The organism is Streptomyces sp. NPDC058663 (genome assembly GCF_042716745.1).
In the GTDB taxonomy this organism is placed as follows: Bacteria; Actinomycetota; Actinomycetes; order Streptomycetales; family Streptomycetaceae; genus Streptomyces.
The window spans coordinates 170,045-188,608 of the sequence record NZ_JBHXRV010000002.1 but is presented as its reverse complement, the minus strand read 5'-3'; the positions used below and the strand labels follow the sequence as shown (position 1 = coordinate 188,608).

General features: G+C 68.1%; 25 protein-coding genes. 6 read left to right on the top strand and 19 right to left on the bottom strand.

Going from position 1 to position 18,564, the window contains the following annotated elements; genetic code table 11:
• Window positions 1-373: 373 nt before the first annotated feature.
• From lexA to ACFWVV_RS02135, 9 genes are all read right to left on the bottom strand, one after another.
• Entirely contained in the window at window positions 374-1,102 is a 729-nt protein-coding gene (gene lexA / locus ACFWVV_RS02175) for a transcriptional repressor LexA (RefSeq protein WP_384342558.1), read from the bottom strand.
• Window positions 1,103-1,361: 259 nt separating this feature from the next.
• Window positions 1,362-1,808 carry a hypothetical protein gene (locus ACFWVV_RS02170; protein WP_384342560.1) on the bottom strand — a complete coding sequence of 149 codons (447 nt, stop codon included), beginning with the start codon at window positions 1,806-1,808 and terminating at the stop codon, window positions 1,362-1,364.
• Window positions 1,805-2,041 (bottom strand): hypothetical protein, encoded by a 237-nt coding sequence (locus tag ACFWVV_RS02165; RefSeq protein ID WP_384342562.1) that lies wholly within the window; start codon window positions 2,039-2,041, stop codon window positions 1,805-1,807. Before ACFWVV_RS02165 ends, ACFWVV_RS02170 begins: the two co-directional genes overlap by 4 nt.
• Window positions 2,038-2,439: an HK97 gp10 family phage protein gene (locus ACFWVV_RS02160; protein ID WP_384342564.1), complete on the bottom strand. Its 402-nt coding sequence runs from the start codon at window positions 2,437-2,439 to the stop codon at window positions 2,038-2,040. Before ACFWVV_RS02160 ends, ACFWVV_RS02165 begins: the two co-directional genes overlap by 4 nt.
• The gene (locus ACFWVV_RS02155; RefSeq protein ID WP_384342566.1) at window positions 2,436-2,855 is read right to left on the bottom strand and encodes a DUF6093 family protein; all 420 of its coding nucleotides are present in this window, start codon (window positions 2,853-2,855) and stop codon (window positions 2,436-2,438) included. Before ACFWVV_RS02155 ends, ACFWVV_RS02160 begins: the two co-directional genes overlap by 4 nt.
• Window positions 2,845-3,219: a hypothetical protein gene (locus ACFWVV_RS02150; protein WP_384342568.1), complete on the bottom strand. Its 375-nt coding sequence runs from the start codon at window positions 3,217-3,219 to the stop codon at window positions 2,845-2,847. The genes ACFWVV_RS02155 and ACFWVV_RS02150 overlap by 11 nt, the downstream gene beginning before the upstream one ends.
• A 314-nt stretch (window positions 3,220-3,533) precedes the next feature.
• On the bottom strand, window positions 3,534-4,115 hold the full coding sequence (locus tag ACFWVV_RS02145; RefSeq protein WP_384342570.1) for a TerD family protein: 582 nt from the start codon (window positions 4,113-4,115) through the stop codon (window positions 3,534-3,536).
• 46 nt (window positions 4,116-4,161) lie between these two features.
• Window positions 4,162-4,425: a twin-arginine translocase TatA/TatE family subunit gene (locus ACFWVV_RS02140; RefSeq protein ID WP_384342573.1), complete on the bottom strand. Its 264-nt coding sequence runs from the start codon at window positions 4,423-4,425 to the stop codon at window positions 4,162-4,164.
• 87 nt (window positions 4,426-4,512) lie between these two features.
• The gene (locus ACFWVV_RS02135; RefSeq protein ID WP_384342575.1) at window positions 4,513-5,088 is read right to left on the bottom strand and encodes a TerD family protein; all 576 of its coding nucleotides are present in this window, start codon (window positions 5,086-5,088) and stop codon (window positions 4,513-4,515) included.
• A gap of 228 nt (window positions 5,089-5,316) precedes the next feature.
• On the opposite strand from ACFWVV_RS02135, the gene ACFWVV_RS02130 reads away from it, so the two are divergent.
• Together ACFWVV_RS02130 and ACFWVV_RS02125 are read left to right on the top strand one after the other, a co-directional pair.
• Window positions 5,317-5,754, top strand: a complete 438-nt coding sequence (locus ACFWVV_RS02130) for a BlaI/MecI/CopY family transcriptional regulator (RefSeq protein ID WP_384342577.1) — start codon at window positions 5,317-5,319, stop codon at window positions 5,752-5,754.
• A gap of 4 nt (window positions 5,755-5,758) precedes the next feature.
• A complete protein-coding gene (locus ACFWVV_RS02125; RefSeq protein ID WP_384342579.1) occupies window positions 5,759-6,706 on the top strand; it encodes a M56 family metallopeptidase in 948 nt (315 codons plus the stop codon).
• 251 nt (window positions 6,707-6,957) lie between these two features.
• Here the strand turns inward: ACFWVV_RS02125 and ACFWVV_RS02120 are convergent, their stop codons facing one another.
• The 3 genes from ACFWVV_RS02120 to ACFWVV_RS02110 form a co-directional block, all read right to left on the bottom strand.
• Window positions 6,958-7,221, bottom strand: coding sequence for a GlsB/YeaQ/YmgE family stress response membrane protein (locus ACFWVV_RS02120; RefSeq protein ID WP_384342580.1), 264 nt, complete (start codon window positions 7,219-7,221; stop codon window positions 6,958-6,960).
• A gap of 80 nt (window positions 7,222-7,301) precedes the next feature.
• Window positions 7,302-7,757 (bottom strand): tellurite resistance TerB family protein, encoded by a 456-nt coding sequence (locus tag ACFWVV_RS02115; protein WP_384342582.1) that lies wholly within the window; start codon window positions 7,755-7,757, stop codon window positions 7,302-7,304.
• Between the two features lie 102 nt (window positions 7,758-7,859).
• Window positions 7,860-8,897 (bottom strand): sporulation protein, encoded by a 1,038-nt coding sequence (locus ACFWVV_RS02110; RefSeq protein WP_384342584.1) that lies wholly within the window; start codon window positions 8,895-8,897, stop codon window positions 7,860-7,862.
• Window positions 8,898-9,318: 421 nt separating this feature from the next.
• Here ACFWVV_RS02110 and ACFWVV_RS02105 point away from each other — a divergent pair, with 421 nt between their 5' ends.
• On the top strand, window positions 9,319-10,653 hold the full coding sequence (locus tag ACFWVV_RS02105) for a hemolysin family protein (RefSeq protein WP_384342586.1): 1,335 nt from the start codon (window positions 9,319-9,321) through the stop codon (window positions 10,651-10,653).
• Window positions 10,650-11,669, top strand: a complete 1,020-nt coding sequence (locus ACFWVV_RS02100; RefSeq protein ID WP_384342588.1) for a hemolysin family protein — start codon at window positions 10,650-10,652, stop codon at window positions 11,667-11,669. Before ACFWVV_RS02105 ends, ACFWVV_RS02100 begins: the two co-directional genes overlap by 4 nt.
• A gap of 173 nt (window positions 11,670-11,842) precedes the next feature.
• Here ACFWVV_RS02100 and ACFWVV_RS02095 read toward each other — a convergent pair whose 3' ends face one another.
• The 6 genes from ACFWVV_RS02095 to ACFWVV_RS02070 all read right to left on the bottom strand — a co-directional run bounded on the left by ACFWVV_RS02095 (window position 11,843) and on the right by ACFWVV_RS02070 (window position 15,311).
• Window positions 11,843-12,202 carry a hypothetical protein gene (locus tag ACFWVV_RS02095; protein ID WP_384342590.1) on the bottom strand — a complete coding sequence of 120 codons (360 nt, stop codon included), beginning with the start codon at window positions 12,200-12,202 and terminating at the stop codon, window positions 11,843-11,845.
• Between the two features lie 251 nt (window positions 12,203-12,453).
• Window positions 12,454-12,747, bottom strand: a complete 294-nt coding sequence (locus ACFWVV_RS02090; RefSeq protein WP_384342592.1) for a hypothetical protein — start codon at window positions 12,745-12,747, stop codon at window positions 12,454-12,456.
• A 105-nt stretch (window positions 12,748-12,852) separates the two neighbouring features.
• Window positions 12,853-13,068, bottom strand: a complete 216-nt coding sequence (locus tag ACFWVV_RS02085) for a hypothetical protein (RefSeq protein WP_384342594.1) — start codon at window positions 13,066-13,068, stop codon at window positions 12,853-12,855.
• Complete coding sequence (locus tag ACFWVV_RS02080; RefSeq protein WP_384342596.1) at window positions 13,065-14,114, bottom strand: major capsid protein; 1,050 nt, start codon at window positions 14,112-14,114, stop codon at window positions 13,065-13,067. The genes ACFWVV_RS02085 and ACFWVV_RS02080 overlap by 4 nt, the downstream gene beginning before the upstream one ends.
• On the bottom strand, window positions 14,111-14,539 hold the full coding sequence (locus tag ACFWVV_RS02075) for a head decoration protein (protein WP_384342598.1): 429 nt from the start codon (window positions 14,537-14,539) through the stop codon (window positions 14,111-14,113). The genes ACFWVV_RS02080 and ACFWVV_RS02075 overlap by 4 nt, the downstream gene beginning before the upstream one ends.
• Window positions 14,540-14,639: 100 nt before the next feature.
• Window positions 14,640-15,311: a hypothetical protein gene (locus tag ACFWVV_RS02070; protein ID WP_384342600.1), complete on the bottom strand. Its 672-nt coding sequence runs from the start codon at window positions 15,309-15,311 to the stop codon at window positions 14,640-14,642.
• A 192-nt stretch (window positions 15,312-15,503) separates the two neighbouring features.
• Here ACFWVV_RS02070 and ACFWVV_RS02065 point away from each other — a divergent pair, with 192 nt between their 5' ends.
• Window positions 15,504-16,025: a hypothetical protein gene (locus ACFWVV_RS02065; RefSeq protein ID WP_384342602.1), complete on the top strand. Its 522-nt coding sequence runs from the start codon at window positions 15,504-15,506 to the stop codon at window positions 16,023-16,025.
• Here ACFWVV_RS02065 and ACFWVV_RS02060 read toward each other — a convergent pair.
• Window positions 15,997-17,820: a hypothetical protein gene (locus tag ACFWVV_RS02060; RefSeq protein ID WP_384342605.1), complete on the bottom strand. Its 1,824-nt coding sequence runs from the start codon at window positions 17,818-17,820 to the stop codon at window positions 15,997-15,999. The genes ACFWVV_RS02065 and ACFWVV_RS02060 overlap by 29 nt on opposite strands.
• A gap of 258 nt (window positions 17,821-18,078) precedes the next feature.
• On the opposite strand from ACFWVV_RS02060, the gene ACFWVV_RS02055 reads away from it, so the two are divergent.
• The gene (locus tag ACFWVV_RS02055; protein WP_384342607.1) at window positions 18,079-18,543 is read left to right on the top strand and encodes a hypothetical protein; all 465 of its coding nucleotides are present in this window, start codon (window positions 18,079-18,081) and stop codon (window positions 18,541-18,543) included.
• Window positions 18,544-18,564: the final 21 nt, after the last annotated feature.

Here is an 18,564-nt window from a genome sequence, read left to right as displayed (position 1 = left end):
TGGCAAGGAGGGCGGGGGTATCGCCGTGAAATCTGGCCTGTACCTTTCCCTCTCACCTCCATGATCATTTGCTACAGAGAAGACCGGAATATGCCACAGTCGAGCAAAGTGTCGAGGTGTCACGCTTCCGCCCGGAGAGGGAGGGGAGGTCTCTCGGGTGCTCTTTAGCGTGCTGGGAAAACGGCTGCCCAGCAGTGAGGCATCGCTTGAGCCTGTCATTCCGGGCGAGAGGTGATTTGCAGATGATTACCCGTTCGGAGTTGAGCTGCATGACACGTTCCTTCATGGGCTCCTCGCTCGGGGCGTGTGCCCCGCCAGTGGGCGGCCGCGTGCGGTCAGTAGCGCGTTCGCAAGCTGAAGGGGGACGCCGGTGTCACAGTGAGCGAAGCACTGAGACGGCTTTGCCCAGGATCGCCGTGCTGCTTTCTAGCGGGATGGGGGTGAAGGCCGGGTTGCACGGCATCAGCCACATTCCGTCCTCCGTGATCCGCAGTTTCCTCACGGTGACTTCGCCGCCCTGCCTGTCCAGCAGGGCGGCAACGATGTCGCCGTGTGCGGCAATGCGCTGGCGTCGCACGGTCACCACGTCACCTTCCCTGATCCCCGCATCAATCATGCTCTGGCCGCGGATCGTCACCGCGAGGAGTTCCCCGTCGCCCACCGCACGGCGCGGCATGGGCAGCACCTCCTGCACCTCCGGCCCGGCCTGGTGCGGTAAGCCGGCAGCGAACCGGCCGATGAGGGGGACCCAGGCGACCTTGGTCTCCTGCTGGTCTGCTTCGACGAGTTCTGCCGGGTAGTCGTCGGAGTCGGTGGGCCGTGGGTCACTGACCAGGGCTAGTGCGCGGGCGGCGAGAGCGTAGGCGCGTGGGCGGTGTGGGTCGCGGTGCAGGAAGCCCTTACGCGCCAGTTCCCTGAGCTGGTGGGCGACCGAGCTGGTTGAGGACAGGCCCACTGTCTCGCCGATCTCACGCATCGACGGCGGGTAGCCCCGGGTGCGTACCGAGTCAGTGATGCATTCCAGAACAGCCTTTTGGCGGGGCGTCAGGCGGTCCGCGTCATCGCGTGCGGGCACGCCGGGACCGATGGTGCTGTCGTGCATGGCCGCTCCCCACCGATCTTGAACCGACCGACCGTAACGCCGGCCGCTACGAAAGGGAACACGCGATTCCCGGATATGGGCCATGCGTGAGACAGGTTTTTGGGTGGAACCTCTGCGGGGCCTGCGCCCGCCCCCGGGATCGAACCGGGAACTCTGCGGATTGTGTACGGATCTCCCCGTCGGGGGGCCGGTACCGCGCACCTCTACCAGTTGGGTCAGGCGGGCTGGAGCGATGCTCTCGTCTCCGACACTACGGTGCTCAAGGTGTTGCCTCCGGGCTGCTGGTGGCAGACAGCCGGTATCGCTGGCTGCTGGTCACCACCCCGTCCGAGGCCCCCGCGTCGTCTGTACCGGCGTCGGTGTCCAGTTCTCGGGCCCAGACCTCCACCCCGGGTATCACAAGTGGGTTGCTCCACTGTCCAGTTGCGGCGCGTGCGAGAACTGCCTGCCGCACCTTGTCAGCAAGCCACTGAGCCTGGTCCGCACGCCCGCCGACCGCTGTCACCTGATAGACCAGCTCTGCATCCTCGCCCCGGTCGGCAAGGGGGGCGCCGCTGACTGTCCCCCCGAGCGCATAAAGAACCGTGTACGGCACGGGGACGGGCTTCCCGGCGACCACAGGGAGGGAGCCGAACCCGCAAGGCCGTCCGGTCGCCACGGCCAGCAGCTCTTGGAGTGCCCGTGTCACCGGAAGTCTGTCGATCACTCGTTGTCCTCTGCGAACTGGGAGGAAGCAGGGCCCTCGATGGACAGCACCCCGTAACGGCACAGGCCAAGCACGTCCCACTCTGGAACCCCGGGTGTGGCCAGCACGCTCAAGGACCGATCACCGTCAGTGTCCAGGAGTTCGGCGACCACAACCGCGCGGGCGAGCATGCCGTACTCGTGCCCCGCGAGGACTTCGGCCAGAGCTTCTTCGATGTCGCCGGTCAGACTCACAGCGTCACCTCCACGGCCATCCCCAGGGTGCGGGCCAGTGTGGGCCCAGCCGACTGGACAGCAAGCCCCAGGTGTGGGAACGGGCGCTGCGCGTAGTGCCGGCCGAGGGAGTCGACGCCGACGAACCCGAACTCCAGCCTGCGCGCCTGTGGGGCGGCAGAGCCGACCTCGGCCACAACGACTGCTCCCGCCCGTTGGACTTCGGAGCGCCAGGACGCCCGGTAGCGGCCGGTGATCACACGGGGGCCGGGACGCCCGGAAGCGTTCTGCTGTACCTGCTGCACCAGTGATTGGGCACTGTGCCGCATGACGGTTTCCGCAGCGACCACCGACCTTTGCGCGCCACGCTCCAGAGCCGCCGCGAGGGCGCCGGGAGAAGTGAACGATCCGCCGCTCATGCTGCGGCCTCCCGGTTGTGTTCCTCCAGCCACACCGTCCGCAGCACAGGGAACGACGACACCTCGGGAAGCGCCGTCACCCGGTACATACGGCCGACCGCCTGCACGTCTCGCGCCTCGACCACCCGCACCTCGTCCCCCTCACAGAGTTCGGGAGCCGACAGGGGAAGCAGCATCCGGTACCCCGGACGTACCTCCTGCACCCACGCCCCCTCAGCCCCGCCACGGCTGCGGATGCGTTCCTGGTGCCCGTACAGACCCGCCTGTCCGGAGTGCACCACCAACCTGTCGACGGGGACGAGGACGCCCGTCTCAGGGTCCAAGACCTCGCCGGCCGCCTCCCGCGTGATCCGCACGGTGTCCGGCATGAGGTGCCGCTGCGCGAACCGGGCAATGCCCTGCTGATCAAGCAGCACCTTTGACCGCCCACTCCCGCAGTTGTGCCAGCAGGCCGCGCGTCAGCTCACCCGGAGCGCCGTCGAGGTCATCGCGGTCGAGGACCGCCGCATCGAGCTTCGCGGCGTCCACCAAGTCCAGGAACCCGATCACGACATGCCGCACGTCCGCAGGCTCAACGGACACGTCCGCGAGGCCATCGAACTCCAAGCCCTTCCAACCCGTTTGCACGTAGAGGGTCAGCTCGGGGCCCTCGTCCACCGTCTGTGTTATCCGGTACGCCTCGACTGCTGACGCGACGTTGTGGCCGTCGATCTCGATCACCGCACCGTCGCGCGAGCTTGCGGCGACTCGTACGCGGCGGGGGTCCTGAACTGTGCTCATGACCTTGAGCGTAGGTGTGCGGAGAACGCTGAAACCGGCGACAGAGGAGGCGTCGTCTTGGCTGGCGTAGCGTGTGAAACATCCAATCAACCGAGCTGCTGGCTGCTTCTTGGTGCTGCTGGATATGCCCCGTCCCACGCTCTGTGGGACGGGGCGCGGTGCTGTGCGCTCTTTGGTCTGTGCATAGGTTCACCGTCGCGACACCAGTGGGGGAGGCCGATGTGGAGCCGGTCTAGCACGGGCGTTCGGAATAGTTGACCTTGCACAGGAGGCGAAGTGGGGTTCGTCTTCCGGGGCCTCTAGCGGCGATGCACTCAGAGGTGTGAGGCGATGGCGGGCATCAGGTCCTGGAATGTGCGGCCGTCAGCCGGTGAGCCGAGGGCCGCCATCTGCCAGCCCGTTCCCTGCCGGACCACCTTAGCCATGACCTGCGCGGTGTGACGTCCGCCGCCGGTGAGGGTGTAACGGGCGAGCTCCTGACCGTTTGTCTCGTCCAGGAGCCGGCAGAAGGCGTTGTCGACTTCCTCGAAGGTCTGTCCGGTGAAGGAGTTCACGGTGAAGACGATCTGGTCGACGTGGACGGGCACTCGGGAGAGGTCGACCACGATGGACTCGTCGTCGCCGCCCTGTCCTGCGCCGCCGACGCGGTTGTCTCCGGTGTGGGTGACGGAGCCGTCGTCGCTGACGAGGTGCTGGAAGTAGACGACGTCCACGGGCTGCTTGTCGGCGAAGAGGACCGCCGAGGCGTCCAGGTCGATCTCGCGGGCGGTCAGCTTGGCGAGGAAGCCCTTGCGGGGTGCGGCCTTCCAGCCCAGCCCCATGCGTACGACGGTGAGTGCGCCGCCGTCGGACTTGCTCAGGCTGATCTGCTGGCCCTTGGTTAGGTTCACGGACACGCGGTGTCTCCCTTTTTACGGGTGTGCGGTAGTTCGGGTGGGGGCGCTAGCGGTGCGTCCAGGCAGGTGCCGTCAGGTTCTGTGTGGGCCCGTTCGCGCTCTTCCGGTCGGTCCTACCTTCGGGACGGAGCTGGATGACGTGCGGGTCCTGCGGCTGGGTGGTGACCCCTTCTGCCTTCATCGCCTTGGCCTCGCTCTTGAGTATTCGCGCGGCCTTGCCCGCGTTCCGGGCGAGGTCGGGCAGCTTCTTGGCACCGAAGAAGACGAGGACGACAATCAGGAGGAGGGCGAGCTCGCTGAGTCCGAACACCGGTATCCGCTTCCTTGATGTGGGGTGGAGCTGCTGGACCGGGGTGCAAGTGAGACCCTGCACCCCGGTGGGAGGGAGACGGACGGGTCAGACGCTGACGCCGAAGTCCGTGGCGATTCCGGCCAGGCCGCTCGCGTAGCCCTGGCCGACCGCGCGGAACTTCCACTCCGCGCCGTTGCGATAGAGCTCGCCGAAGACCATCGCGGTCTCGGTGGCGGCGTCCTCACTCAGGTCGTAGCGGGCGATCTCCGCGCCACCGGCCTGGTTGATCACGCGGATGAAGGCGCCCCGGACCTGGCCGAAGCTGTGGCTGCGGGCCTCGGCATCGTGGATGGACACGGGGAAGACGATCCGTGCCACCTGGGCAGGCACGGCGGCGAGGTCGACCTTGATCGACTCGTCGTCTCCCTCGCCCTCACCGGTGAGGTTGTCGCCCGTGTGCTCGACGGAACCATCCGGGCTCTTCAGGTTGTTGAAGAAGACGAAGTGCTCGTTGGACAGCACCTTCCCGGCCTCGTCGACCAGGAGCGCGCTGGCGTCGAGGTCGTAATCGGTGCCCGTGGTGGTCCTTACGTCCCAGCCCAGGCCCACCACGACGGCGGTCAGACCAGGGGCCTCCTTACTCAGCGAGACATTGCCGCCCTTGGAGAGGCTCACGCCCATGTCGTTTCCCTTCTTCGGTACCGGGATGCGCGAGCACCCTGGCAGCAGGTGTGACAGGACCAAAAACTACAGCACTGTAGAAGTATTCGTGCGTAGGAACTGCGTCTGCCGACACGAGCTTTCCGGCCATGCCCCCTTACGGTGGGCCGTGTCGTGCGGTGGGTCTGCCTACGATGTCGCGATGCCCGCACGGCGGCTGCGGGGCAGCGGACGAGAGGGGCGCCGAACATGACGGCCGAAGACAGAAGCGGCGGCAAGGACGGCAAGGAGGCCGCGCGCCCTCGCGAGCGCAGGCGTGGGCAGGGCGAACTGGAGACGCTGGTGCTGTCCCTGCTCGGCACGGCGCCCGGCCCGGTGACTGCGGGATGGGTGCAGGAACGCCTCGGAGGCAACCTCGCCTACACGACGGTGATCACCATCCTGGGCAGGCTGTACGAGAAGGGAGCCGTGGCCCGCACCCGGTCCGGGCGGTCCTTCGCGTGGACACCGGTCGCGGACGGGGCGGGGCTGGTCGCGCTGCGGATGCGCAAGCTGCTGGACAGGGAGGATGACCGGGACGCCGTGCTGTCCAGTTTCGTATCGGCGCTCTCGGCGGACGACGAGCGGCTGCTGCGCACTCTTCTCGGCGAGAGCGAGTCGGTCGGCACTGAAGGACCGGAGAGCTGAGCCCGTGGGCGTTTTCGTCTTCTTGCCGCTGATCCTGCCGCTGACCGCCGTCCCCATAGCCCGCCTCGCCGAACAGCACCTTCACCCGCGGACCGCAGCCCGCCTCCTCACAGCTGTCGCAGCGATCCTCGCCACATGCAGCACTGTCTGCTTGGGTCTGCTCGTGGTCGTCGGCACCGCGCAGCTCCCCGGCAATCCGTTGCCCGACAGCTGGTCCGACCCGGAGGTGCGCGAGGCCGTCCCGCACGATGAGATCGCAGGAAAGCTCTCGATCGGTGCACTGGCGATGGTCGTGCTGGCATGCGGGCTTACCCTCTACCGGCACCGCCGCTTTCGTGTCCAGGCTCATCGAGCCCTGGCCGGTCTCCGGACTTCTTCGGAGGTGGCCGTCCTGAGCGACGAGGCGCCGTACGCATACGCCCTGCCCGGTGCGCCGGGTCGCATCCTTGTTTCCACTGGCATGCTGGCCGCCCTCACTGATACCGAACGCCACGCCCTGCTCGCCCATGAACGCGCACACCTCACCGGACGCCACCACCGCCTGCTCCTCGCCGTGCAGCTTGCGAGCGGTGCTAATCCATTGCTGCGTCCGCTCCGTAAGGCCGTCGGTTACTGCACCGAGCGATGGGCCGACGAAGAGGCCGCCCGTGCCATCGGCGACCGCCGCACCACAGCCCGCGCAGTGGGCAAGGCGGCTCTTGTCTCCTTCCCGCGCACTACTGCCCGGGGGGCCTTCCCGGGGCTGCCGGCCTTCGCCGAGGCGGGGCCTGTCCCGCGCCGGGTGGCCGCCTTGCTCCGCCCGGGCCCGCCCGCCAACAGCTGGCCGCCTGCGCTCACCTCCGCCGGGATCGCGGCCATCGTCGCGGCGGCCGGAACCGCCGCTTCCACGCTCTCCGCCCTCAACGCAGCCGTTGCCCTCTTCTTCGTCCTGGAGGCCGCCACCTACGGATAGGCCTGCCCGAAAGTATTTCCACCCGCAGTTCACGCAGGCCTGTCGCGCCGCCTTTTTAGCTACCTTGCGGGGACGGTGACGCTCGTGGTCGGCCAGGCTTCCATGCCGTGCGCCGAGCAAGCTCCGGGACCGCGCGTAGTACGCGCGAACCGGAGACAGTGCTGAGGGGGTCCGGCAGGCCTGGGACCGTCTTGGCCCGGCAGGCCCGCCGAACTTTCTTCATCCCGTCACCGGCAGGCAAGCCAAGATGTTCAGCTGCGGGACTTGAACCGCTCCAGCGCGGCCACACCCACGACGGCGAGTGCGATCTGGATGAGCCACTCGACCCAGTCGATGCCCTTGGTGTCTGCGACACCGAAAGCGGCGGCGATGGCCGTGCCAATGAACGCCGCGGCGATGCCGACGGCGATCGTCCACAGCACACCGATGTGCTGACGGCCCGGCAGCACGAGGCGCCCCAACACTCCGATGACGATGCCGATCACAATGGCGCTGATAATGCCGGAGATTTCCATAGCTGTCCCTTTCGGTACGTCCTGGAAGAGGTGTGCCCCGCGCCTCCGCAGTCATGACCTACGGCGTGCCGCCTGATGTCCTAGAGGTCGAACTCGTGGGGCGGCAGGTCGAGGGCGTAGCAGGCTTCGCGGACCATGGCCTGTTCGGTCTTGTCGAAGTCGCCGTCCGCGCCGCCGATGACGATGCCGATCTGGATGACCGCGCGTGCCTCGGCCGGCTTCTTCTTGGCCTTCGCGATCTCCTGGAGGACGCTGACCTTCCCGAAGTCGAAGTCGGCGGTGAGTTTGGCGAGGTTGTCGTCGAATCGCTTCTGGAGGTCTTCGGCGGCGAAGTTCTGCAACACCTCGTTGGTGGCGATGAGTTGCGCGACCCTGCTGCGCTCGGCGGGGTCGATGGTGCCGTCGGCCGTGGCGACCAGGGCGCACATGGCCATGCTCGCGTCGCGGAACGCGCCGCTCTTGAGGTCGTTCTTCTTTGCCGTGAGCTGGGTCTGCATCGTGGATGCGGACTCCTTGAAACGGTCCCACAGGGCCATCGGAACTCCGTATGTGTCGGGGGAGCGTCGGGCCGGCGAAGGCGCGACCCGGCACCCACATTGCTCTACAACAAAGTAGAACTTAGCAGGGGTGGTGGGCCCTTAGCCCTCGTCGCCGCCTTCCTCCTCCTCGGGCTCCTCCTCGTCGCCCTCGAAGAAGTCCCCCACCTCGTCGACGACTTCGGCCGCCACCATGCCGCCGACCACGCCGACCGCCAGGCCCGCGGCGCCCGCGGCGACCACCGTGCCCATGCCCGGTCCGGAGCGATGCCCGCCGGAGTGGTGGCCGTGATCGCCCTTGTGCGCGTGCCCGCCGTGCGAGGCGTATGCGTGACCGTGCCCTCCCCCCGCGTGCGGGGCGGGGATGCCGTGGGAGGCGACGAGCTGGCGGACCCAGCTGTCGACCTCGGTGTTCCAGTCGTACTGGCTGATGCTCTGGTGACTGACGGCGAAGTGGGTGAGGGCGTCCCGGCCGGAGGAGAAGAGTCCGCCGGGCTTGTCCGCTTCGAGTACGACCTCGACGCCGCCCGGGTTGGCCAGGAAGGTCACCTCGACCTCGCGCATGGCGTGTGCGTACTGCGGGGCCGGGGTGAGCTCGATCTCCTGATAGAAGGGGAGCTGCTGGCTGGTGCCGCCGATGCGCCCGTACTCCAGGTCGGCCGACTTGAAGCCGAAACCGAGCTGGCCGAGCGCCTCCAGTACCGCTTCCTGCACGGGAAGGGGCTGGACGGTCAGCTGGTCGAGGTCGCCCTTCTCCTTGGCGCCGGCGATGGCAAGCTCCGTCCGTACACCGAGAACGATGCCCAGCGGCTGGCCCCGAAGCTCGGTGACGGGCGTCTCCCATGGCAACGGGAACGTGAAGGCGACGCTTCGGTGCTCGTTCTCCGCGAGCCGGAAGCCTCCACCGACCTGAATACGGTCGAAGACGACGACACCGTCCGCCTCGCCGTCCTCGTGTTCTGCCTCGACGCGGGCGACCAGCTCCAACGTGATCCGCTCGATGTCGAAATCGGCTTTGCCGCCGATGAGTTGCACCTCGCCCCGCACCGCTCGGCCGGGCAGGAACGGCCCCCCTTCCAGCACCGTGTCCACAGTGGGGCCGCCGACCCCGATAGAGCCGAGCAGTCGTTTGAACACCATGATGGCGTCCGCTCCTTCACGTTGTACGTGGATCTCAGGTGAAGGGGTGCACCCTGCGGCCGCCTGGTTGCGAGAACGCACACGGCCAGGGCGAACGGGCAGGGAGAAAGACACCCCTCGCTTTTTCTACAAGCATGTAGAACCATAGGGCTGAGTGACTCCCGCGCGGAGCACGCTTGGCCGAATCAGCAAGAACGTCCGAAAAGAACCCCCGCCGACCAGTCCGCGAGCCTGTCCGCCGCGCATGTTTTACTATCTCTTTACGATGTACTCGGGCAGACTGTCCGACCCGAACAATCCCCGGATCATCTCGATCCGCCGAGTGACGAAGGAGTGGCAGACCCGCAATGGGTGAGCCTCCCAGTACGTGCCGTGCCGCAGCCCGACCGCTTTCCGCAGGCCAGGGATCGGGGGTGGCACGGTGACCGAGGTCCTTTTGCTGCTCCTGGCGCTGGCACTCATGCTGGCGTGCGCGGTGTTCGTCGCAGCCGAGTTTTCCTTGACCACGATCGAGCGCAGTGAGCTGGAGCGGGCCGCCCAGGCGGGCGAGCGCGGCGCCGCGAGCGCGCTCCAGGCGGCCAAGCGGCTGACCTTCCAGCTTTCCGGTGCCCAGCTGGGCATCACGGTGACCTCCCTGGTCATCGGCATGCTCGCGGAGCCGTCCCTCGCCGCGCTGCTGCGCAGCCCCCTGGAAGCGGTCGGCATGCCCGCTGGCGGGGTGAGCACCACCGCCACACTGCTGGGTGTCGCCCTGTCGACGGTGCTGCTCATGGTGATCGGCGAGCTCGTACCGAAAAACTGGGCGATCTCCCGCCCGCTCGCGGTCGCGAAGGTGGTGGCCACGCCGCAGCGTGCCTTCACCGCCGCCTTCGGCCCGCTGATCCACCACCTCAACAACACGGCGAACCGCGTGGTGCGCCGCATGGGCATGGAACCGCAGGAGGAACTGGCCTCGGCCCGGACGCCGGAGGAACTGGTGGCCCTCGCCCAGCACTCTGCCCGCGAGGGAGCTATCGAGGCGGACTCGGCCGAGCTGTTCGTCCGCACCCTGCACCTGGGCGACCTCACCGCCGAGAACGTGATGACCCCTCGCATCGACGTGCAGGCCCTGGAAGCGATGGCCACCGCCCAGGACGCGGCCAACCTGACACTGGCCACCGGTCTGTCCCGCTTCCCCGTCTACCGCACCTCTCTCGACACCGTCATCGGCACCGTGCACATCCGCGACGTACTCGCCCTCGACGAGGACAAGCGCCGCCTCACCCGCGTGAGCGACCTGGCGACGACACCCCTACTGGTGCCGGACTCCCTGCCCGTGGACAAGCTGCTCGGCCGACTGCGCCAGGCACGCACCATGGCCGTCGTTATCGACGAGTACGGCGGCACCGCCGGCGTGGCCACCGTCGAGGACATCGTCGAGGAAGTCGTCGGCGAGGTCCGCGACGAGCACGACCCCCACGAAGCCCCCGACCTCGTCCTCACCGAGGACGCACCGGACGGACGCTCCGTGTGGGAGGCCGACGGAAGCATCCGTCTGGACCAGCTCGAAACTATCGGCTTCAGCGTCCCTGACGGGCCCTACGAAACCCTTGCGGGCCTGATCGCGACCCGGTTGGAGCGCATCCCCACCCTCTCCGACCGGCTCGACGTTGACGGCTGGCAGCTCGCGGTGCTCCGCGTGGAACACCACCGCGCCGACCGCGTCCGAGTCACCGCACCCGCTGCAGCCCAGCCCCGTACGGAGGAAGCCCGATGACCGCTGTCCAACTGCTCATCGGCGCCCTCACCCTGGTCACCAACGCCTTCTTCGTCGGCGCGGAGTTCGCGCTGATCTCCGTGAGGCGCAGCCAGATCGAGCCCGCCGCCCGCAAGGGCAACCGGCGAGCCACCTCCACCCTCTGGGGCCTGCAACACCTTTCCGCGGTCATGGCCACCGCCCAACTCGGCATCACCATCTCCTCCCTGGTGCTGGGCGCCGTCGCCGAGCCAGCCATCGCCCACCTGCTGGAAGGCCCCTTCAAGGCCGTGGGCGTACCGGACGCGCTGGTCCACCCGATCGCCTTCGTGATCGCGCTGACCGCCGCAACGTACCTGCACATGCTCCTCGGCGAGATGATCCCCAAGAACATCGCACTGGCAGCCCCGGCCCCGACCGCGCTCCTGCTCGGCCCCCCGCTGATCGCAATGACGCGGGCCCTGCGCCCGGTCATCTTCGGCATCAACGCGTTCGCCAACGCCCTGCTGCGACTGCTCAAGGTGGAACCCAAGAGCGAGGTCACCTCCGTCTTCACCGACGACGAACTCGTCCGCCTGGTGAAGGACTCCAGCGAAGCTGGCCTGCTCGCCCCCTCCGACGGCGAACGCCTGCGAGACGCACTGGAACTGGGCACCCGCCCCGCCGGAGAAGTCATGGTGCCCCTGAACAAGGTGGTCACCGTCGATGACGGAACCACCCCTCGCCAACTCGAACGGGCTGCGGCACAGTCGGGCTTCTCCCGACTGCCGGTCACCGGCGCCGGCGGCGAAGTACTGGGCTACCTGCACATCAAGGACTCTCTGGGCGTCGCCGAACGCTCCCAGCCCTTCCCTCAAAGCGCCCTGCACCCGATTATCCGCGTCGAGATCGACACCCCGCTCGACGACACGATGACCGCGATGCGGGCCGGCGGCACCCACCTGGCCGCCGTCACCGGAGACAAGGGCACCGTCATCGGCTTCGTCACCATGGAAGACGTACTGGACGAACTCGTCGGGGCCGGACCGACCGGCTGACCGGCGGCACCCTTCGTGCCTGGCAGGCACTTGCCTGCCAGGCACACCCGATGACTGCGGTGAGCCCCAGGACACCCTGTTTCAGGGGTATGGCGCGATTCTCAGGCACTGGCCGTTGGTTCGCCGGAGGCCGGACTGGAGGCGAGGACAGGTACAGCACCGAACGACTGCGCTCATGAAGGCGACACCCAGTCCCGGGCCTGGCGGCGTACTCGACCGGCACTAGGCCACGCACTGCGCCGAAGCAGAACCAACAGAACCGGTACAGTGACGGCCCACGTCTTGCCGACCATCTGCCCAGGCACAGCAGCCCACACGGGAATCCCGGCGAGGGTGAGGAACATGATCGTGTGGAGGAGCGAGCCGAGGAGGGTGGCGGGGACGACTGCCCGCACCCAGCCGCGTTGGCGCAGCGGGGTGTACAGGCACATGTCTGCGCTCTCGGCGACGAGGACGGATGCCGCGCTCGCGAACGCCAGGGCAGGCGGGGCGATGAGCGCGGACAGCAGAGAGCCGAGAAGGACCGCCGTCATGACCCCGCGACGCCCCAAGAGATCCTGAAGCGAGTTACGGACCATGAGCGCGAACCCAGCGAGGACCGTTCCAGCGGTCGCTGTCTGCCCGAGCCCGACAGGGATCATCCCGTGTGATGAGGTCAGGAGGTTCGCGCCGAGGAGTGCTCCCGCGTACGCGGCCAGCCACCCCATTGTCGGACCGAGAGGGAGGACCGGCGGCGGGGTTGGGTAGGTGTTCTGCCAGCTTTGAGGGTGGTCGGCGGGCAACGTCATCGGCGGGGTCTGGCGCATAGCTGGACGGCCGCCACCAGGTCGTGGCCGCCGGACGGGGTGTCATCGGGGGCCGGCTCGGTGAGGAGCTGGGCGGCACGACGTTCGAGGGCGGTCACGTTGGCCGAGTTGTCGATCGTGACGACCCCGTTGACGGTGACCTTCAAGGGTTCGGCGAGCAGGCCCGCGATCCGCTCGTGCAGGACCTCCAGGGCAACGCTGCGGGCGGAGTGCAGCCGGTCGTACCGGTGGGTGAGATCGGCCGGATCGGTGACGGGGCCGAGCTGGGACATAAGCCAGCTGAGGACGTCGCTGTTCACAGGGGGGTTCCAGAGAGGTAAGGGTGACGGCGGGGAGCATCCGCGCAGTGGGTTGCTCCCCGCCGTGCAGGGTCGGCCCTAGACGGTCTTCGTCTTCCGGGCGGACGTACTCGGGGGTGCCTTCGGGGCGGGCGGCGCACCCTCCTGCCAGCAGCGTGGGTTGGTGATCTGCTCCGCGATGGCCGGGTCCGCCACCTCGGTTCCGGGCAGGAGCACCACAGGGATGCGCTCGACCGGGTCCAGGACGTGAACGGCGCAGCTCAGGGTGCCGCGCGCACGGACGGCGGCGCTCACAGAACCGTCGCCGTGACGTGGCAGTCCGGGGCGTACAGAACCGGCATCGCCGCAGCGGCGCCCTTCGTCCACACCTGCACCGGGTCGTCCTGGACGTCGCGGGTGATGACGATGCCCGGCGCTTCCTGCCGCTCGATCTGCGGGTTCGTCCCCCGGGACAGGGCCAGGGACTCGGCGGTCGTGCCGTACTGCGTCTGACCCCACTTCGCCCGGTCCGGCGGCAGCATGATCCACCGGTCCTCGGGCAGCACCCGCTTGGACACGTCGTCCTGCCACACCTGCGCCTTATACAGGGTGACCGGCGGCAGACCGTAGGTGCCGCGCACCGAGTTGACCTGCTCGGGATTGAGCGTCGACGTCGGTGTCTGACCGCCGGCCGGGGTGCCGTAGTAGGCGGCCCGGTACGCCTGATTCGACGCCAGGTGCGAGTACGCCTTGCGGCTGGTGATGACCTGCTCAGGAGCGGGCGCACCGATCGAATCCAGGTACTCGATCCACCGCAGTTCGTCTGCGATCGGATCGGCATCAGGGGACGACCACGGCTTCGGGGCGGTCGGCATGTTCGCCGCCGGGACCCCGTAGTCGACCTCGACGGTCAGACCGTTCTCGCCCTGGAGGGAGAACTTGCCGTCCACCAGAACATCGCCCGCGGCGAGCTCCAGGCGGGAGCGGATCGCCTCTACGTGCCGCTCGGTGTCGTCGTAGAGGAGTTCCACGAGCCGGTCGTCATCCGCCCCCCGGGACGCGTCCAGGAGCAGCTGCTCCATCTCGCCGACGAGGAGCTTCTGACCCAGGGCGGGCAGGGTGCCCTCGGTCTGGGTGGTCTCGGCCTGCCGCTTCGCGAATGGCACGCTCGTGTCGTACGCACGGTAGGAGGCGGCGTTCACGCGCCGCTTCGACTGACGCACCCGCCACTTCACATCGTTGACCCGCGTCTCGGCGAACACGGACTGGGTGAGGAGGAAGTCGGCCGGGGTGGGAATAGTGCGGGCGTAGACCGTCAGGTCGGCCACCGACACGTTCTTCAGGAGGTCGGCGATGCTCACGCGCCCACCGCCCCGAGGAAGCGGAGCTGCGCACCGGCCGGGTGGGCGACGATCTTCGTGGGGTCGATGCCGCCGGGGATCTTCCCGGTCTTGACGGTGCCGTGCCAGAACAGGGCGGCGGGAACCTTCGTGGCGCCCGGCGTGTACGCGGCCTCGGCGTACACGAGGCCGGAAAGGACTTCCCGCCCGTCCTTGGCGAGCGGGTCGTACGGTCCGTACAGGCCGGAAGCGGTGATGCGGCCGACGGGAACGCCCGAGCGGACGTAGCCGTGGATGTTGCCCGGCGACGGCTCGACGTAGTGCGTGCCCTTGGTGAACTTCGGCAGGTCGAGAGTGATGGTGTCCGTGCTGTCGGTGCCGTGCCGGGACGCAAGCCAGTCCCGGTCAGCGGTCACCGTCACGGAGGTCGTGAACGGCTGGATCACGCCGCGTCTCCTGATGGTGCTGGAGCTGCGCACGCTCACCGGCCGGTGGCGTCGTCCACGAAGAGAAAGGGGGGCGTGGTCCCCAACAGCGGAAAGCGAGTCAGTCGTTGGCGGGGAGCAGGCCGCGACGGCGGGCCATCTCCGTACCGGCCGCGCCGGGCTTGCGCTCGACGTTGCCGGGGCGCGGCGGCGGCACTGAGGCCGGAGCGCCACCCGGAGCCGCCGGAACCACAGAAGTTCCGGTCTGGGCGGGAGCGAAGAGTTCGGGACGACGGGTCTTCAGGTCCTGGACCGCCTCTCCGACCACCGACTCCTCGGCATCATCGGGGACCCGCAGGAGGGCCACCGCGTCATCCAGATCTTGGCCCACCGCACCGACGCCGGCGAGCAGAGCACGCCGGGTGGCATCCCGTTCCCGGGCCAGCGCCTGTGCCTCCCGGGTGACCGCCGCCTTCTCCCGTTCCACGAGCTCCTGCTCGCGGCGCTGGGCCTCGGTGAGCTGTTCCTGCTCGGCCTGCCGCTGCCCGGTTACGTAGTCGGACAGATCGGCAGTGCTGGAAAAGCCGAGCTTGTCGGCGAGGGAACGCAGCGCGGCTCGGCCGCCCTGGTCCTTCTCCCGGGACAGGAGGGTGTTCAGCTTCGTCTGAGTGAGCGTTACGGTCGCGTCGTCGTTCGACGGGTCTTCCGAGGACGCACCCAGGACAGGAAAGATCGGGCGGCCGTCACGGCGGAAACCGAGCACGGTGCGCGGTGAGGGCAGGCTGCGGGTCATCAAAGAGTGCTACTCCCACGATGGCCCCGCGCCATGAGTGAGTCTACGGACGTCAAGACTGCGCCCTCAGCAACCTTTGCTGCGGCCCGTGTTCCCGACGATCTCCGAGCGTTCTTTCAGTCGGTGCCCCACCGCACTCTGGCTCTCGCCGGGCCAAGGGGAGCCCGAGGGGCACCGTTGAGACGCCCTGGCATGATCATCTTCATGGATGAGGGTGGGGATTTCGTGGGAACGGCGGGGGAGCAGGCGAAGCCGAAGAGAGGGCACACGGCCCGCATTGTACTGGCGGCGGGCGCCGCCGTAGCCGTGCTGGGCGCAGCCCTGGCGATCTGGAGGCCGTGGGTCGACGGTGCGCCGTTCACCTCGTACCGAGTCAGCTTGCAAGACGCCACGCACACGACACCGGGATCGTCTCCTGGTTCCTGCGTGCGCACTTCTGGCTCCGAGGCGGAAACCGTCATCTACGACACGGACGGGAAGCGGCTGGCAGCCGGACGGGCCGAAAAGGAAGGCACTCTCCTGGGAGCCGAGTACGGCAACTTCGCTGACCACTGCATGATCGTCACTCGCATCGACAACGTGCCCGGAGGCCTCGGCACCTACATCTCCGAATGGGGCGGCGGGACCCGAACGGAGATGAAGGAGAGCGATCTGCGCCGTCCCGTGGAGGACCAGCAGGAGCACTTCAAGACGTCGAAGAAGCCGAAGAGCTGACGGCCTCCCCCTTACGGGGCCCCGCCGTGGCATCATCGGCCGCCGGCTCGTTGCCATCCTCCGCCGCCCCCGGACTGGAAGTGGATTCGTCCTCCGACCTGCGGAGTTCAACGATCCGTCGTATCTCTTCCCGTGTGTCCTCGATGGGGTAGCCCGCATCCTGCAACATGCGAATGCCGGTCTCCAGCGAGAGCACGCCCGCGGTCACCCCCTTCACGACTTCGTCGAGGATCGCGGTGCGGTCTGTGGGGGTGTGCGGGCCGAATACGAGACGCGCGGGGAAGGCCTCACCGAGCGGCCAGCCGGGGGCCTGGCCTGCCTGGTGAATGCGGCCCACCATCTTGAGCAGCAGGCTGTACTTGTGGGCACGGGCGAGACGCAGCGCCCCCACCAGGGAGTCGAGCGGACCCAGCGACAGCTGAAGCGCGTACCCGCTGGGCACCCGTGAGGGGTCCACGGTGCCAAGGGCAACGGCAGGGAGCCGGGAGTTGACGGCCGCTCTGTCGCGGATCTCCTCGACCCGGGCCCTGAGTTCAGCGAGCTGCCCGGATGTGTCGAGGACGTCCATGCGCCCCCCGTCCGCCAGTTGGAAGACGGTGCCGGGCTCGACAGACAACGGCTTGGGACGCCCGGTGACCCGGTCGACCTCAGCGCGCGCCCCTGCAAGGCCGATGATCGGCGCCCCGGTAGTCGCGGAGGCCCGCGCCGAGTCGGTGTCGGTCTCCGCCAGCTCGTCCAACGCCTGCATGACCTTCGCCAGCGACGACTGTCCGAAGTGCTCGCCGTCGGCGACGGTGTTGCTGATGTGGATGAGGGGGATGAAGTCCAGGCGCAGATCCAGACGGCTGAGGATCACCCCGTCTGCCCGCGTCCGGAACCGTGCCTTGTCCAGGGGAAGGTCATCAAGGGACTGCCCGTGCCGGAGATCGTCCACAGTCCACTCGGCGTCGGTGAGATAGCACGTGGTCGTCGACGCCTGCCCGCGCGCCCACGGGTAAGTGCGCTCGATGGTGTCGGTCTCCAGCCGGTAGACGTCACCCGGATTCAGCATGATGCCCTCGGAGGTCTCCACCGCCTCCCGCCGTATCCGACCGTCCTTCTCCCGCACCACACGGGACGCGATCTCGATCGGACCCAGCTCGTAGGTGATGCGCCGAACCCGCGCCTTCACACCCCGCTTCGGGTCCTCGGGGATCTCCCACGCCAAGTGCACCCTGCTCGGGTAGTCGCCCGGGTCGGCGTCATCCTCCACGACAGGGAAGTAAAACCCCGGGTCGTACGTCTTCAACCTCACCCGGCCCTTCACTGCGTCCCAGGCCAGCAGGTACACCCCATCCCCCAACAGGACCGCCTTGCGCTCCGCGGCCTGCATCCGCAGCGGCAGCAGCTCCACCTCCGCCCACTCCCGGAGACGCTGCTGCGCCTCCGCCGCGGCGACCGCTTCCGGCGAGGCGTCCTCTTCGCCGGCATGTTCCGCACCGGGGACGATGATCTGCTGGGACTGGCCCAGCAGATGTGCAAGCGCGGTATCCACGAATGTGGCCGGATCACCGAACTCTCGGCGCTCGGAACCTGCTTCGTTGCCGGTGAGCGCGGCGAGTTCGCCTGCCTGGTTGGAGTCGTAGGCGGCGAGGAGCTTGTACGCGGCGAGGCGCCGCACTGCGTCGTCGGGTACCCACGATGCGTACGCCTCCGGCGACAGAGCCCTGTGCGGGCGACGGTCGGTGGCGGACGCCATAGAGGGCTTGTAGTTCAGCCACGACCAGGCATCGGTAAGGAAGGCGTGCAGGCCCACGAAGGACGGTCCCCTCGACAGCCCCGCGCCAAATCCCAGAGTAGGTGTGCGGGGCTCAGCTCCTGCTCTACGGTGGTGCCCGGCAGTCTCGCCTGCCTACTCCGAGCCCGCTTGGCTTCCACGCAGCACGAGCGGACGCCCGAGGAGCAACAAGGTTCAGGAGCATCGGCATCGCCGCCCCTCAGGAATTGCGGGTCAATCGTCGTACCCGCAGCGAAGACCTGGGTGGGGCGTGGGACTCCCCAGGCGGGGTGCACGATGACGCGCAACAGGTCGTCCAAGAAGACCAACCGCAACCTCGCCGCCGAGGCGGGTATCAGCTATACCGAGGCGCGGATGCGACGAGGCCGCCGCCACGCGGCACCGGGCGGCGACGAACCGGACACTGACGTCGCACTCCACTACGGAGACTCAGAGCTGGGCAGGCGTCTGCACGACACCTTCGACAAGCAAGGCCTCGAAGGGCTCTTGATCTTGATTGCCGAGCTACGAGAGAGCCTGTGGGAGCGGGACCACTACTTCACCACTGGCTGTGTCGCCGACGTACTCCACGCCGTGCGACAGGTATGCCAACCTCTGCTCTACCGGACACCTCTCCCTCGCGCAGAAGGAGAACCGACGGTCTGGACAGAACCCCTGCTGGACGAGCCCCAGCGCGCCCGAGTACACGCGGCGTACCGATTGCTTGAGGAGCGCGAGGCCCACGTTCACCGGTACTGGTAGGCCGAGGAACGGCACCCCGGC